Raw genomic sequence first — 15118 nt, forward strand, 5'->3', positions numbered from 1 at the left:
TTACTTTAAAAAATGAAAACGCACCCTAAAAGTGCGTTTTCTATAATATTTTAAAATGAAATTTACATTTTTTCCATCTTAAAACTCATGCTTTCAATAACTTTTAGAATGGCTTCTACCGTATCCATTGAAGTGAGACAAGGAACTCCATTTTCGACCGAAGTTCGGCGGATTTGAAAACCGTCACGTTCGGATTGTTTTCCTTTGGTCATAGTATTTACAATGTATTGAACTTTCCCTTTTTGAATGAGATCAATCAAATTGATTTCCGGATTTTCTTCAATTTTGTAACCGATTTTGGTGCGGACTCCGTTTTCTTCAAAATATTTCGCTGTGCCTTCTGTAGCCCAGATTTTAAAACCGATTTCCTGAAATCTTCTTGCAATATCGCAAGCTTCTTCTTTGTGTTTATCGGCTACTGTGAATAAAATTGCACCATGAAGCGGCACTTTTCTTCCGGAACCGATTAATCCTTTGTAAAGTGCTTTTTCGAGCGTCGTATCTTTTCCCATTACTTCGCCGGTGGACTTCATTTCCGGACCGAGCGAAATATCAACTTTGGTTAATTTTGAGAAGGAAAATACCGGAACTTTTACGAAAATTCCTTCTTTATTTGGGGCTAAACCGTTTTTATATCCTAAATCTTTTAATTTTTGGCCAAGAATTACTTTGGTGGCCAAATTTGCCATCGGGATTTCGGTGATTTTCGAAAGGAACGGAACAGTTCTACTCGATCTAGGATTCACTTCAATCGCATAAACATTTCCTTCAGAAAGCACATACTGAATATTCATTAAACCAATGACATTCAGACCTTTTGCCAATCTTTCGGTATAATCTACTAAAGTTGCAATTTGTTCCTCTGAAATATGTTGCGGCGGATATACTGCGATGGAATCTCCCGAGTGAACTCCCGCTCTTTCGATATGCTCCATGATTCCAGGGATTACGACGGTTTCACCATCAGAAATCGCATCTACTTCCACTTCTTTTCCGGTTAAGTAACGGTCGATCAAAATGGGATGTTCGGAATTTTCTTTTACCGCGTTGGTCATGTAATGTTCGAGTTCTTTCTCGTCATACACAATTTCCATCGCTCTTCCACCTAAAACATAACTCGGACGAACCAAAACCGGGAAGCCGATCTCGTTTGCGATAACCAACGCTTCTTCTTTGGTGAAACAGGTTTTTCCCAAAGGTTGCGGAATCCCAAGTTCTTGCAATGCCGCCTCAAATTTGTTTCGGTTTTCTGCACGATCCAAATCTTCAAGTGAAGTTCCCAAAATTTGAACGCCATGAGCAGCCAATTTATCAGCTAAATTGATTGCGGTTTGTCCGCCAAACTGTACTACCACGCCTTTTGGCTTTTCGAGCTCTATGATGTTCATGACATCTTCTTCCGTCAAAGGTTCAAAATATAATTTGTCGGAAATCGAGAAATCGGTGGAAACAGTTTCCGGATTATTATTGATGATAATCGCTTCGTAACCAAGCTCTTTAATCGCCCAAACCGAGTGAACCGTTGCGTAATCGAACTCCACACCTTGTCCAATACGAATCGGACCCGAACCGAGAACGATAATTTTTTCACGATTTGAAGGAACACTTTCATTTTCTTCTTCGTAAGTTCCGTAGAAATACGGCGTTTCACTTTCAAATTCAGCGGCGCAAGTGTCCACCATTTTGTAAACCGGCATTACTCCGTTATTTTTTCTAAAATCGAAAATTTCTTTCTGATTAGAATTCCACAAATGAGCGATGTGAAGATCCGCAAATCCTAGTTTTTTAGCTTGAAGTAAAATTTCTTTGTTAAATTTATTTTCAGCAATGACTTTTTCAAAATCGATCAATTTCTTGATTTTCCAGATGAAAAATTTATCAATTTTGCTCCATTCTACGATTTTTTCCCAATCGTAACCTCTTCGCAAAGCATCACCAATAATGAACAATCGCTCATCATCACAAATGCGGATTCTTCTTTCGATTTCGGCATCGGTTAAAGCTTCTGCTTGTTTTGTTTTAAGGCCGATATGTCTTAACCCGGTTTCCAAAGAACGGATGGCTTTTTGCAAAGATTCCTCGAAATTTCTTCCGATGGCCATCACTTCTCCCGTCGCTTTCATTTGTGTGGAAAGTCGGCGATCAGCGGTTTCAAATTTATCGAAAGGGAAACGCGGAAACTTAGTCACCACATAATCCAAAGCCGGTTCGAAACACGCGTAAGTCTTTCCTGTAACCGGATTCATGATTTCATCTAAAGTTAATCCGACCGCAATTTTCGCAGCGATTTTCGCAATTGGGTAACCGGTTGCTTTACTCGCCAAAGCCGATGAACGCGAAACCCGTGGATTTACTTCGATAATATAATAATCAAAAGAATGTGGATCCAAAGCCAGCTGAACATTGCAACCACCTTCAATTCCCAAAGCGCGAATGATTTTCAATGAAGAATTTCTCAGCATTTGATATTCCCGATCGGAAAGTGTTTGCGAAGGCGCAACCACGATGGAATCACCCGTGTGAACGCCTACCGGATCGATGTTTTCCATATTACAAACAACAATTGCGTTGTCGTTTTTATCGCGCATTACTTCATATTCGATTTCTTTGAAACCGGCGATCGATTTTTCAATCAAACATTGCGTTACCGGTGAATATTTCAATCCGAAACTTGCGATTTCCTTCAGTTCTTCTTCGTTGTGAGCAATTCCGCCACCGGTTCCGCCCATCGTAAAAGCTGGACGAACAATGACCGGATAACCGATGTTTTGGGCAAATTCCAATGCACCTTGAACAGTATTCACGATGTCGGATTCGGGAACTGGTTCGTTGAGTTCGTTCATTAATTCGCGGAATAAATCGCGATCTTCTGCCTGATTAATCGCAGAAAGTTTAGTTCCTAAAACTTCTACTTTACATTCTTCCAGAATTCCAGATTTTTCCAATTCTACCGCCATGTTGAGGCCGGTTTGTCCGCCCAAAGTTGGCAAAAGTGCATCTGGTCGTTCTTTTCTGATGATGTGGCTCACAAACTGCAGCGAAATCGGTTCGATATAAACTTTATCGGCGATTTCCACATCGGTCATGATGGTTGCAGGATTCGAGTTAATCAAAATCACTTTGTAACCTTCTTCTCTCAAAGCCAAGCAAGCCTGAGTTCCCGCGTAATCAAATTCCGCAGCTTGCCCGATGATGATTGGACCGGAACCGATTACAAGGATTGTTTTTATGTCGTTTCTTTTCATTTTTAAAATTATTAGACAACAGATGTCAGATGTCAGATTCTAGACTATTTTTGTTTTAAATTACTTTTTAAATTTGCCTTGAAAGAATAAATCATTCTTTGAATTTCATTAAGTTTTGATATTAAACTATTGACTTTTTCTGCATCTAATAAATTTAATTCACGTGTCAGAATTAATTGTGTCTGTAATTCAAAAGAGGAAGCATTTGCAATTGCAAGAAAATGAAAAAATTCACTATCGTTGTTTCTTCCAGCTCCTTCTGCAATATTTGAGGGAATCGAAATTACCGATCTTTTAATTTGAGAAATCAAACCAAATTTTTCATCGTTTGGTAAATCTGCACAAACAATATAAACCTCCTTCAAAGGCTCAATTGATTTCTGCCAAAAAAGTAATTTCTCAAAATTATGCATAGTAAAGTCTGTTATCTGATGTCTAATATCTGAAATCAAAAGTTATTTTTTAAACTCCTCCATCAACTCAATAAACTCATCAAACAAATAATTCGCGTCTTCCGGGCCTGGACTTGCTTCCGGGTGATATTGTACGCTGAAACATGGATGGATTTTATGCCTTAAACCTTCGTTGGTACGGTCGTTTAGGGCGATGTGGGTTTCTTCCAAATCGGTGTTTTTTAAACTTTCCTGATCTACTGCATACCCGTGATTTTGAGAAGTGATCGCCACTTTATTTTTAGCTAAATCTAAAACGGGATGATTTCCACCTCTATGCCCGAATTTCAGTTTGTAAGTTTTCGCTCCACAAGCCAAAGCAATCAATTGATGTCCCAAACAAATTCCGAAAATTGGGACTTTTCCGAGTAATCCGTTGATCAATTCCGACGCTCCTTTCACATCTTGTGGATCTCCAGGACCATTGGAAAGCATGATTCCATCGGGATTCATCAACAAAATCTCTTCGGCGGTAACATTTTGGGAAACCACTTTTACATCGCAATCTCTTTGGGCAAGTTCGCGCAGAATTCCGAGTTTAGAACCGAAATCCACTAAAACCACGTTCAAACCTCTTCCTGGATTTGCATAAGCCGTTTTTGTCGAAACCATTTCCACCTGATTGGTTGGGAAATCGGTTGATTTTAAAGATTCAATTACTGTATTTTCTTCTGAGTTTTCAGCTACAATTTTACCTTTTACAACTCCTTTGCTGCGCAAAACTCTTGTTAGTCTTCTGGTATCAATTCCGGAAATTCCGGATAATTTCTTTTTCTGAAAAAACTCATCCAAAGTGAGTTGATTTCTGAAATTCGAGGGGAAATCGCACAATTCTTTTACAATCAAACCTTTAATTGCGGGTTCGAGACTTTCATAATCGTCGCGGTTGATCCCATAATTTCCAATAAGCGGATAGGTCATACATACAATCTGTCCGCAATAGGACGGATCTGAAATAAGTTCCTGATAGCCAGTCATTCCGGTATTGAAAACCACTTCGCCGTCAATTTCTTGCTCTGCACCGAAACCTTCACCGTGGAAAACTTCACCAGATTCCAAAACTAATTTTTTCTTCATTTTATCAATATTTCGGCGCTTTGCACCTTATTATTTAAGTTTATATTTTTATTTAAAGGAGAATCCTTTTTTTTCTAAAGCATCTTTTAAAATTGCCATTCTTGCGAACACTCCGTTTTCCATTTGTTTGAAAATTCTGGAGCGAGGAGATTCTATCAAATCATTATGAATCTCTACGCCTCTGTTGATGGGTGCAGGATGCATAATGATCGCATTTTTTTTCATCACTTTTTCTCTTTCCAGAGTTAATCCGAATTTTTTGTGATAATTATCGGTTGATATTTTCATTTTCTCATCATGTCGCTCGTGTTGAATTCTGAGCAACATCAGCACATCAACTTCTTTCACTAAATCATCGATAGAGAGATAAGTTCCGTTGATAATTGTTCCTTCATCAAACCATTTTTCAGGACCAGAAAAATAAACTTTTGCACCTAATTTTCTAAGAGCAACTGCATTAGAATTAGCTACTCTACTGTGTTTTACATCACCTACAATTCCTATTTTCAAACCTTTGAATTTTCCGAATTCCTGTTGGATGGTCATCAAATCCAACAAAGTTTGCGAAGGATGGTTTCCGGTTCCGTCGCCACCATTGATGATAGGAATATCGATTTCTTTTAACTCCTCATAAAACTTATCTTGTTTATGGCGAATTACCAAAAGATTTACACCCAAACTTTTAAGAGTTTTCACAGTGTCATAAAGCGATTCTCCTTTATTTACCGAACTCGAAGTTACATCGAAAGGCACCACATTGAGTCCTAATTTACGTTCTGCGATATGAAAACTGGTTTTGGTGCGCGTGCTGTCTTCAAAAAAAAGGTTGGAAACGTAAATTTCTTCTTGAGCTTTTAGAACTTTTCCTTTTGAAAATTCTTCGGCTGAAATTAATAAAGAATTAATTTTTTCTACGGTTAAGTCGGTGGTTGTAAGCATATTTTTTTCAGTTTAGGTCAAAAAAAAACGAAGCCAAAAAAGCTTCGTTATAAAAAACAAATATTGTTAATGTCGGCAAAATTGCCTGTCTGTAAATCGTCTAATGGAAATATTCTTTTCATTAGGTGCAAAGATAGAAATTTATTTTGAACAACAAAGATGATTTTTGAAACGAATTATTTAAAAATCTAATATTTCTTTAAATTGTAATCGTTAAAAGCTATTTACCAACCATAAAATCAAATTATTAATAAAAAATTTGTCCTTTCAATGCTAAATTAATATATATTTGCTAAAAAAGTATAGTTATGTCCAATTCATGTCCGAAATGTCAACAAAAGAACATCGTGAAAAGTGGAATCGTGAAAGAGCGACAACGCTTCCTGTGCAGAGATTGCAACTATTATTTCACCGTAAAAAAATTAGGGAAACAAATTGATGATTATTACGTTACAAAAGCGCTACAATTGTATCTCGAAGGTTTGTCTTTCCGGGAAATTGAGAGAATTATCGGCGTTTCTCATGTTACGATAAGCTCTTGGATCAAAAAATACAATATCAAAAGACCACCACACTCTGAGTTTCATACCAGCTACAAAGTTTTCAAACAAAGCGAACTGATTTCCTTTATCCAAAACGAAGAAAACATCAAAGGTTCCGGTCTCATTATCACTGAATTTGGAGATAAGTACATGATGATAAAATGGGAAAGATTTAAAAAATAATATAAGTTCCTATCAATTTATTCAACAAAATTTCATTAAACTATACCATTACCATAAATATATATTAAATTTCTTAAAATAAATTTTTAGTTTCATTTTCGTTCCTGTAAAAATACCAACTAAAAATTATTAAACTATGAAGAAAATAACAGTTTTATTAGGAATTATTCCTTCGTTATTTCTACAATCTTTTTTGTATGCTCAGGAAACCCCTTCTAACGAAGAACTTTTGAAAAGAATTGAAGCGTTGGAAGCCGAAAAAAACAAACCTAAAGAATGGGACGCCTCTTTTTACGGCTGGGTAAGGACCGATTACAATTTCGATAGCCGACAATCCGCGTACTCTAGGGAATACAATTTGAATCTTTATCCTTTAGATGAAAAATTAGATGCAAACGGAAAAGACATCAACGATGCCGGTGGAAGCAACTTTCTTTCGATAACCACTCGAGTTGGAATGAAATTTAAAGGTCCGGATGTTTGGGGAGCCAAAGCTACCGGAAATATTGAAGCCGACTTTTTCGGAAATACCGAACTCAACAAAAGTTCAGCAGGAAGCGGAAGTATCGGTCTCATGAGACTTAGACACGCCACTGCGACGCTCACTTGGCCAAAAACAGCGCTTACATTTGGGCAAACTTGGTACCCAGCTTTTATTCCTGATGTTTTCCCAGGAGTTGCCAATTTCAATACCGGAATACTATTCAACCCTTTCGGTTGGGCCGGACAAGTAAAACTCACTCAAAAAATCACTCCTGAATTATCTTTCAGTGCTGTTGCCTACAAAGACCGCGAATTCCAAACCGCGAATGCAACCGGAGCTTCTACGAATTCCGCTACTTTTAATTCCTCAGTTCCTACTTTCCACGGTCAATTACAATTTAAAAATAAATCAATCCTCGCCGGAGCCGGCGCAGAATATCAATCTTTGAAACCTGTAATAGAGTCTGGCGGATTGGTTTCTGATGAAAAAGTAAATTCTGAAATGTTTTTTGGATATTTTAAATATGCCAATGAAAAAGTAATCGCAAAGCTTTACGGAATTACTGGTGGAAACCTTCATCATTTGGTAATGATCGGTGGATTTGCTGGTTATGAAAATCCAAATGGAATTGAATCATATAAACCTACCAAAACATCCGCATTTTGGGTAGATCTTGCAAGTGCAAATCCTAAAATAGCACCTGGTGTTTTCTTCGGATACACCAAAAATTCGGGAGTAGATGCAGGATTTAAAAATCTTTACGTCAGAGGTGCATCCGGAACAAGAATTTTAGATCAAGTTTGGCGCGCATCTGCAAGAGTTGATTTTAAACAAAACAAATTCAACATTTCACCGGAAATCGAATACACTGCCGCAACATGGGGAGATATGGACTCGGAAGCAACTGCAGCAAATAACCTGAAAGATGTAGGCAACTTACGAGCAATGGTAAGAGTGATGTATTCTTTCTAAATTTTAAAAATATTTTAATAAAAAAACACCAAATACAAAATACTATGAATAACGACAATAACAATCTGCAAAACTCAGTTTCGGTGGAAGACGAACGCACCAAAAACCGCACGATTTGGAACGTCATTATGGCGTCATCACTCGGAACCCTCATCGAATGGTATGATTTCTTTATCTTCGGAAGTCTCGCTGTGGTACTTTCTACCAAATTTTTCCCATCAGATAATCCTACTGCCGCTTTCCTTTCTACGCTCGCTACTTTTGCTGCGGGATTTGTGGTAAGACCTTTCGGAGCACTGTTTTTCGGTCGTCTCGGCGACATGATCGGAAGAAAATATACTTTCTTAGTTACATTACTCATCATGGGTTTTTCTACTTTCCTTATCGGATGTGTACCAGCTTATGAAACCATCGGATTTATGGCGCCAGTTTTAGTTTTAATTTTAAGATTATTACAAGGACTTGCATTGGGTGGTGAATATGGCGGAGCGGCAACTTATGTAGCTGAATACGCACAACCACACCGAAGAGGATATTGGACTTCTTGGATTCAAACTACAGCAACTGTAGGACTTTTCGTATCTCTCGCTGTGATTTTAGTGACCAAAACAACTTTAACCAAAGAAGAATTTTCCGCTTGGGGATGGAGAATCCCTTTCTGGATTTCAATTCTAATGGTAGGAGTTTCTTATGTCATCAGAAGAAATATGAAGGAATCTCCACTTTTTGCCGCTGCTAAAAAAGAAGGCAAAACTTCTTCAAACCCATTGAAAGAATCTTTCGGTAATAAATACAACTTCAAATTCGTACTTCTAGCTCTATTTGGTGCCACAATGGGACAAGGAGTTGTTTGGTACACCGGACAATTCTATGCGATGAGCTTTCTCGGAAAAGTAATGAATGTAGACTCTACACAAGTAGATACCATCATGGCTGCATCATTATTCTTGGGGACTCCACTTTTCATTTTATTCGGATGGCTTTCGGATAAAGTGGGCAGAAAATCAATCATCCTTTTAGGAATGTTGCTTGCGATTTTTGCGTACAGACCAATCTATCGCGCAATGTACCACTCCGTGAATTTAACTGAAAAAACAGTGGTAAAAGATAGCGAAACATTGAAGAGAACCTCTAAAGTTCATGATAAAATTGCTACTGATAGCCTCATCACTTTCCATACCGAGAAAACCTTTACCGACGGGTCTTCATTGAAAAAAGATTCCATTGTTCATTGGGCTCCTACTGGACCTGTAATTAAAGACGGAAAACCTGAAGCTGCCAAAGTAGACGTTGCTGTAACCGTAGATCCTGCAACACGTTGGAAACTCATCGCTTTGCTTTTCCTTCAATTGGTATTTGTAACCATGGTTTACGGACCTATCGCTGCTTTCCTTGTTGAAATGTTCCCAGTGCGCATTCGCTATACTTCAATGTCTTTGCCTTACCACATCGGAAATGGTATTTTCGGAGGATTACTTCCTGCCGTTGCAACTTATTTGGTAACCAATGCTAAAGACACAGGTCATGCAGAATGGTATCTGGAAGGACTTTGGTACCCGATTATTGTGGCAGCAGTTTCCTTAATCATCGGATTTTTCTACTTAAATGGTAAAGACCGCAATGTGGAAGATTAATTTTTCAATTAAATTTTACTAACTTTAAAATTATAAAAATGGACGGAATAAAAAAAATATTAGGAATAGTGTGGTTACTATTAGCACTTGTGGTAGCCTACTATGGCATCACAGAATTTGGTTGGCCAAAAATCATGTCGGAGAAGCAAGACGACCAAGTATTCGGCTGGATCATCATGACGATTCTAATGCCAATTATTGTCGGTGGATTGGCCATTTTCGGATGGTACGCCATCAAAGGTGAATATTCGCAGGATAAACTGTAAATAAACATTTACTAAAAAATAAAAATTCCGGCATCATTCAAATGCCGGAATTTTAAAAAAACTTCAACAGAAAAATGAAAAAGAGACACAAACAAAAGCTGGTAATTTTAAGCATTATTCTATTTGTGATGTTGAATGCGCCTATTTTGTTTTTATTCAACTCCTCCGAAATGCTTTGGGGAATACCGTTGATTTATGTGTATTTTTTCATGGTTTGGTTCAGCTCCAGTTTATTGTCATTTTTAATTTTCAAAAGATTCGATGAGTAGTCCATTGCTATTTATATTGGTAATTCTTTATCTGGGATTACTTTTCTTCATCGCTTTTTGGGCAGAAAAAAAGAAAAGTAATTTTTGGGTAAATAATCCTTATATCTACGCGCTTTCGCTTGCCGTTTATTGTTCCGCGTGGACGTATTACGGAAGCATCGGTGTGGCAGCTAATCAGGGTTTAGAATATTTGGCAATTTATATCGGTCCGGTTATCATTATTCCGGCTTGGATTTATATTAATTCAAAAATCATCAGAATTTCAAGGGTAAATAAAATAAGCAGCATTGCCGATTTTATTTCATTAAGATACGGAAACAGCAGATTTCTAGGAGCTTTGGTCGCTTTTGTCTGTATTTTGGCAGTTATTCCTTACATCGGATTGCAAATTAAAGCGATTTCGGAATCTTATCACCTGATTACCAAAACTGAAATTTCAAGCAACATTTTCTTTGATTCTGCGACATATGTTGTTATAATAATCGCTTTGTTTTCGGCATATTATGGCACTCGCTATGTAGATGCTTCAGAAAAAAGACTCGGAATTATTTCTGCGGTTGCTTTTGAAAGTTTCCTGAAACTTATATTCTTTTTAATCTTCGGAATATTCGTTGTTTATGGAATTTTTAATGGGTTTGAAGATATTTATAAACAAGCTTCAAAACTTCCGGATTTTCATCAAAAAAATACTTTCAATGGTTTAGAAGGTGGTTTTAATTGGTTCCTAATGTGCTTACTTTCCATGACGGCTATTTTCCTGTTACCGCGACAATTTCACTCCACCATTATCGAAAATCGTACAGAAAAACATCTGAAAACAGCGATTTGGTTGTTTCCCCTTTACCTTTTATTGCTCAATTTTTTTGTTTTTCCGATTGCTTGGGGTGGCAAAATTCTTTTTGCAGGTCAAAACGTAAATCCCGAGTTTTTTTCCATTCTTATTCCGCAAAAATTCGGCAATACTTTCATCTCAGCGATGATCTTTTTCGGTGGATTAAGTGCGTGTATCTCGATGATCATTATCTCCAGTATTTCCCTATCGGTAATGCTTTCCAACAACATCATCATTCCATATGGCTTGCTGAACAATTTCAAAACAGAAACCGAAAACACCAACAGCAAAACCATCGTCAACATACGGAAAATCAGTATTTTTTCGCTGATTATTCTGGGATTTGTCTTCTATAAATTTCTTATCATCGGATCATCAATGTTTTCCGTAGGTCTTATTTCGTTTGTATTGATTGCGCAACTTGCACCTTCATTTTTCGGAGCTATTTTCTGGCGTCGAGGCAATTTTTATGGCGCAATTACAGGAATTATTGTGGGGGTTTTCATCTGTTATTTCAATTTAATTCTTCCTAATTATTTCGAAACTACTTATCAAAACTCTTCGCTTTTTCTTTTTTTTAAAATTCCTTATTTATCGCCAGTTGCCAATGTTTTTTTCTGGAGTTTAATTGTTAATGCAAGCTTATTTCTCATCATTTCATCTTCCGTTATCGGGCATTATCGCGAAAGAAACTTCGCTGAAATCTATGTTGATATCGATGATTATATTCTGAATCATGAAAACGCTTATATCTGGAAAGGAACGGCAAACATTTCCGATATCCGCAAAATTCTGACCCGCTTTTTGGGCGAGAAAAAAACAAAACAAGCACTGAATATTTTCAATCTCAAATACAATATTTCTGATGAAAACGACAGTGCAGATTCCCGTTTTATTAAGTTTTCCGAGAATTTACTCAGTGGAAGAATTGGAACAGCTTCTGCAAAAATTTTAATTGAAGGCGTTACCAAAGAAGACAAAATCACTTTGCCGGAAGTATTGAAAATTCTGGAAGAATCCAAGGAAAATATTTCGATGAACAAGCAACTTACCGAGCATTCCCAGCAACTCCGAAAACTCTCGGAAGAGTTGCAAAATGCCAACGAAACGCTCATCATCAAAGACAGACAGAAAGACGATTTTCTCGATTCTGTAGCTCATGAACTTCGAACTCCGATTACGGCAATCCGTGCAACCAGCGAACTGCTTTTGGACGATGAAGAAATGCCTTTAGAAATTAAAAAAGATTTCCTCGGAAACATTATTTCCGAAAGCGATCGCCTCGCTGAAATCATCAACGACATCCTCTATCTCGATAAATTAGAAGCCGGAACAACACCTCTAAATATTGAATATAAAAGCATTACCGAAACTTATTATAAAGCACTGAAACCTTTGCAGCAGCTGTTTGACCAGAAACATCTTCATCATTCGGAAGTAAATCTTTTACAAGATGAACATTTTTATTTCGATGAAATGAAAATGATACAATTATTTCAGAATATTCTCGGAAATGCACTAAAATTCACCAATGAACAAGGAATGGTGCAAACCAAATTTCAAGAAAAAGATGGAACTCTGAAAATATCAATTTTCAACACGGGAAAAAACATCCCGGAAGAAGATCTAGATTTTGTTTTTGAAAAATTTTATCAAAGTAAAAACCAAAACATACGAAAACCTCTCGGAAGCGGCCTTGGATTAGCAATTTGTAAAAAAATAATCACCGCACACAGCGGAAATATTACCGCAAAAAACAAAGAAATAGGAGTAACTTTTGAAATATTCTTGCCCAATCAAACTGAAAGAAAATGAAGAAAATATTAATTGCAGATGACGAACATAAGATTGTGATGACTTTGGAATATGCTTTCCGGAAAGCCGGTTACGAAGTTTTCATCGCAAGAGACGGATCCGAAGTTTTAGAAATCTTAAAAGAACAAATTCCGGATGCCATTTTACTCGATGTGATGATGCCCAATCTGGATGGATATTCCACCCTGACTGAGATTAAAAAAAATGAAAAATTAAGCAACATAAAAATCATATTTCTCTCAGCCAAAACCGGTGAAAGCGACATCAAAAAAGGTCTAGATTTAGGCGCAGATGCTTATATCACAAAGCCTTATTCCATCAAGAAACTCACCGAAAAAGTTGAAGAACTTTTGAAATAATGGTCTATTAAATTTTAATTTAAAATCTAAATAACTAATAAAATGGATGCAAATGAAATGTTCCGCGAAAGTGTGGAAAATAAAGAACAGTTTTGGGCATCACAAGCCGAAAATATCGAATGGTTCCGAAAACCAAAAACAATCATCACCGATGATGGCGAAAACTACCCTACTTGGTTTGCTGATGGCGAATTAAACACTTGTTATTTGGCACTTGATAAACATATTAATGACGGTTTTGGCGATCAAACAGCAATTATTTATGATTCTCCGGTAACCAATCGTATTTTAAAATTCACTTTCAGTGAAGTGAGGGAACAAGTCGCTAAACTCGCAGGTGGTTTGCAGAAATTAGGCCTGCAAAAAGGCGATACCGCAATTATTTACATGCCGATGATTCCTCAATCAGTATTTGCAATGCTTGCTTGCGCAAGATTAGGAGTAACGCATTCGGTCGTTTTTGGAGGTTTTGCACCTACAGAACTTGCCATAAGAATTGATGATTGCAACCCAAAAGCCATCCTTACTGCAAGCTCCGGAATGGAGGTTTCGCGCAGAATTCCTTATATCCCATTCGTGAGAGAAGCCATCGAAATTGCAGATCATCAACCGGAACATATCGTTGCTTTCGACAGAAAACTTCTTGGAAATACCATTGATTTTGAAAACGAAAAAGACCTCACCGATTTCGAAAAACTTATCGCAGAATCCGATCCTGCAGATTGCGTTCCGGTGGAATCTACCCATCCGTTATATATTTTGTACACCTCCGGAACAACCGGAAAACCAAAAGGTGTAGTTCGCGACAATGGTGGTCATGCAGTAGCATTGAAATTTGCCATCACCAATATTTATGGAGCAAAACAAGGCGAAACTTTTTGGGCTGCATCCGACATTGGTTGGGCAGTAGGTCATAGTTTTTCGGTTTACGGACCATTAATTAATAGAAATACCACCATTATTTTTGAAGGAAAACCTATCGGAACTCCTGATGCAGGTACTTTCTGGAGAGTGATTCAGGATCATAAAGTTTCGGTAATGTTTACAGCTCCAACTGCAATTAGAGCTATTAAAAAAGAAGATCCTGATGGTAATTTGGTAAAAAAATACGATTTATCTTCCCTAAGAACACAGTTTTTGGCCGGCGAAAGGTGCGATGTTGCCACACTCGATTGGTATGATGAACACGTAGGAGTTCCAGCGATTGATCATTGGTGGCAAACAGAATCGGGTTGGCCGATGTTGGGATTAATGCCGGGTGTGCAAGAAGTAAAAATAAAACGTGCGTCTGCAGGAAAACCAATTCCTGGCTACGATATTAAAATTTTCAGCGAAGAAGGCTATGAACTCGATGCCCACAAAGAAGGTTATCTGGTAATCAAACTTCCGTTGGGTCCGGGTGCTTTATCCGGAATTTGGAATGATCCGGAACGTTTTAAATTCGGTTATTTATCGAGGTTCCCGGGTTATTATTTCTCTGGAGATGGCGCTATACAGGACGAAGATGGCTATATTTTCGTCACTGGAAGAGTTGACGACGTCATCAATGTAGCAGGACACCGACTATCAACCGCTGAAATGGAAGAAGTTGTTTCCGCTCATAAAGATGTTGCCGAATGTTGCGTTGTAGGGATTGATGATGATCTTCGCGGGCAGGTTCCTTTTGCAATTGCCGTTTTAAAATCAGGTTCCAAAGTCAATCAGGAAGACTTAGAGAAAGATATCGTCGCATTGGTACGCGAAAAAATCGGCGCAGTAGCTTGCCTAAGAAATGCAATGGTGGTGAACCGATTACCTAAAACCCGTTCCGGAAAAATCCTCAGAAAACTGATCCGAACAATGCTCGATGGAAAAGATTACCAAATGCCTTCAACCATCGATGATGAAAGCATCGTAGAGGAATTACAACAAAGGATTAATGCGTACGGAAATGAAAAAAAATAATCCTAAATACTTTTAAAACTTATCAATTTATTTTAAATTTAAACTCAATTTTTCAACCGAAGTTTGACTATTTTCCAGAACGAAAAACTAAACTAAAAAATACGA

General features: G+C 37.5%; 12 protein-coding genes. 8 read left to right on the forward strand and 4 right to left on the reverse strand.

What is annotated here, in order from left to right:
• Positions 1 to 62 precede the first annotated feature (62 nt).
• From carB to NOV28_RS03790, 4 genes are read right to left on the reverse strand one after another with little or no spacing between them, the layout of a single operon-like run.
• Positions 63 to 3245: a carbamoyl-phosphate synthase large subunit gene (gene carB, locus NOV28_RS03775; RefSeq protein WP_255927721.1), complete on the reverse strand. Its 3183-nt coding sequence runs from the start codon at positions 3243 to 3245 to the stop codon at positions 63 to 65.
• 44 nt (positions 3246 to 3289) lie between these two features.
• A complete protein-coding gene (locus NOV28_RS03780) occupies positions 3290 to 3658 on the reverse strand; it encodes a four helix bundle protein (protein ID WP_255928693.1) in 369 nt (122 codons plus the stop codon).
• 42 nt (positions 3659 to 3700) lie between these two features.
• Positions 3701 to 4774, reverse strand: a complete 1074-nt coding sequence (carA, locus tag NOV28_RS03785) for a glutamine-hydrolyzing carbamoyl-phosphate synthase small subunit (RefSeq protein WP_255927723.1) — start codon at positions 4772 to 4774, stop codon at positions 3701 to 3703.
• A 48-nt stretch (positions 4775 to 4822) separates the two neighbouring features.
• Positions 4823 to 5713 (reverse strand): aspartate carbamoyltransferase catalytic subunit, encoded by an 891-nt coding sequence (locus NOV28_RS03790; RefSeq protein WP_255927725.1) that lies wholly within the window; start codon positions 5711 to 5713, stop codon positions 4823 to 4825.
• A 308-nt stretch (positions 5714 to 6021) separates the two neighbouring features.
• Between NOV28_RS03790 and NOV28_RS03795 the strand changes: the two genes are divergently transcribed.
• The 8 genes from NOV28_RS03795 to NOV28_RS03830 all read left to right on the forward strand — a co-directional run bounded on the left by NOV28_RS03795 (position 6022) and on the right by NOV28_RS03830 (position 15013).
• Positions 6022 to 6438, forward strand: coding sequence for an IS1/IS1595 family N-terminal zinc-binding domain-containing protein (locus NOV28_RS03795; protein WP_255927727.1), 417 nt, complete (start codon positions 6022 to 6024; stop codon positions 6436 to 6438).
• A gap of 136 nt (positions 6439 to 6574) precedes the next feature.
• On the forward strand, positions 6575 to 7894 hold the full coding sequence (locus NOV28_RS03800) for a DcaP family trimeric outer membrane transporter (RefSeq protein ID WP_255927729.1): 1320 nt from the start codon (positions 6575 to 6577) through the stop codon (positions 7892 to 7894).
• Positions 7895 to 8022: 128 nt separating this feature from the next.
• Positions 8023 to 9528, forward strand: coding sequence for an MFS transporter (locus NOV28_RS03805; protein WP_255928695.1), 1506 nt, complete (start codon positions 8023 to 8025; stop codon positions 9526 to 9528).
• Between the two features lie 38 nt (positions 9529 to 9566).
• Positions 9567 to 9794: a DUF6814 family protein gene (locus NOV28_RS03810; RefSeq protein ID WP_255927731.1), complete on the forward strand. Its 228-nt coding sequence runs from the start codon at positions 9567 to 9569 to the stop codon at positions 9792 to 9794.
• A gap of 74 nt (positions 9795 to 9868) precedes the next feature.
• Positions 9869 to 10063, forward strand: a complete 195-nt coding sequence (locus tag NOV28_RS03815) for a hypothetical protein (protein ID WP_255927733.1) — start codon at positions 9869 to 9871, stop codon at positions 10061 to 10063.
• Positions 10056 to 12710, forward strand: a complete 2655-nt coding sequence (locus NOV28_RS03820) for an ATP-binding protein (RefSeq protein ID WP_255927735.1) — start codon at positions 10056 to 10058, stop codon at positions 12708 to 12710. The genes NOV28_RS03815 and NOV28_RS03820 overlap by 8 nt, the downstream gene beginning before the upstream one ends.
• Positions 12707 to 13069 (forward strand): response regulator transcription factor, encoded by a 363-nt coding sequence (locus tag NOV28_RS03825; protein WP_255927737.1) that lies wholly within the window; start codon positions 12707 to 12709, stop codon positions 13067 to 13069. Before NOV28_RS03820 ends, NOV28_RS03825 begins: the two co-directional genes overlap by 4 nt.
• 42 nt (positions 13070 to 13111) lie before the next feature.
• On the forward strand, positions 13112 to 15013 hold the full coding sequence (locus NOV28_RS03830; protein WP_255927739.1) for an AMP-binding protein: 1902 nt from the start codon (positions 13112 to 13114) through the stop codon (positions 15011 to 15013).
• The last annotated feature ends 105 nt before the right edge of the window (positions 15014 to 15118 follow it).

The organism is Kaistella montana (genome assembly GCF_024436175.1).
In the GTDB taxonomy this organism is placed as follows: Bacteria; Bacteroidota; Bacteroidia; order Flavobacteriales; family Weeksellaceae; genus Kaistella; species Kaistella montana.

Excerpts from the sequence above, each read along its gene's own strand:
- carB (WP_255927721.1), bottom strand. The coding sequence starts at position 3,245 with ATGAAAAGAAACGACATAAAAACAATCCTTGTAATCGGTTCCGGTCCA.
- NOV28_RS03780 (WP_255928693.1), bottom strand. The coding sequence starts at position 3,658 with ATGCATAATTTTGAGAAATTACTTTTTTGGCAGAAATCAATTGAGCCT.
- carA (WP_255927723.1), bottom strand. The coding sequence starts at position 4,774 with ATGAAGAAAAAATTAGTTTTGGAATCTGGTGAAGTTTTCCACGGTGAA.
- NOV28_RS03790 (WP_255927725.1), bottom strand. The coding sequence starts at position 5,713 with ATGCTTACAACCACCGACTTAACCGTAGAAAAAATTAATTCTTTATTA.
- NOV28_RS03795 (WP_255927727.1), top strand. The coding sequence starts at position 6,022 with ATGTCCAATTCATGTCCGAAATGTCAACAAAAGAACATCGTGAAAAGT.
- NOV28_RS03800 (WP_255927729.1), top strand. The coding sequence starts at position 6,575 with ATGAAGAAAATAACAGTTTTATTAGGAATTATTCCTTCGTTATTTCTA.
- NOV28_RS03805 (WP_255928695.1), top strand. The coding sequence starts at position 8,023 with ATGGCGTCATCACTCGGAACCCTCATCGAATGGTATGATTTCTTTATC.
- NOV28_RS03810 (WP_255927731.1), top strand. The coding sequence starts at position 9,567 with ATGGACGGAATAAAAAAAATATTAGGAATAGTGTGGTTACTATTAGCA.
- NOV28_RS03815 (WP_255927733.1), top strand. The coding sequence starts at position 9,869 with ATGAAAAAGAGACACAAACAAAAGCTGGTAATTTTAAGCATTATTCTA.
- NOV28_RS03820 (WP_255927735.1), top strand. The coding sequence starts at position 10,056 with ATGAGTAGTCCATTGCTATTTATATTGGTAATTCTTTATCTGGGATTA.
- NOV28_RS03825 (WP_255927737.1), top strand. The coding sequence starts at position 12,707 with ATGAAGAAAATATTAATTGCAGATGACGAACATAAGATTGTGATGACT.
- NOV28_RS03830 (WP_255927739.1), top strand. The coding sequence starts at position 13,112 with ATGGATGCAAATGAAATGTTCCGCGAAAGTGTGGAAAATAAAGAACAG.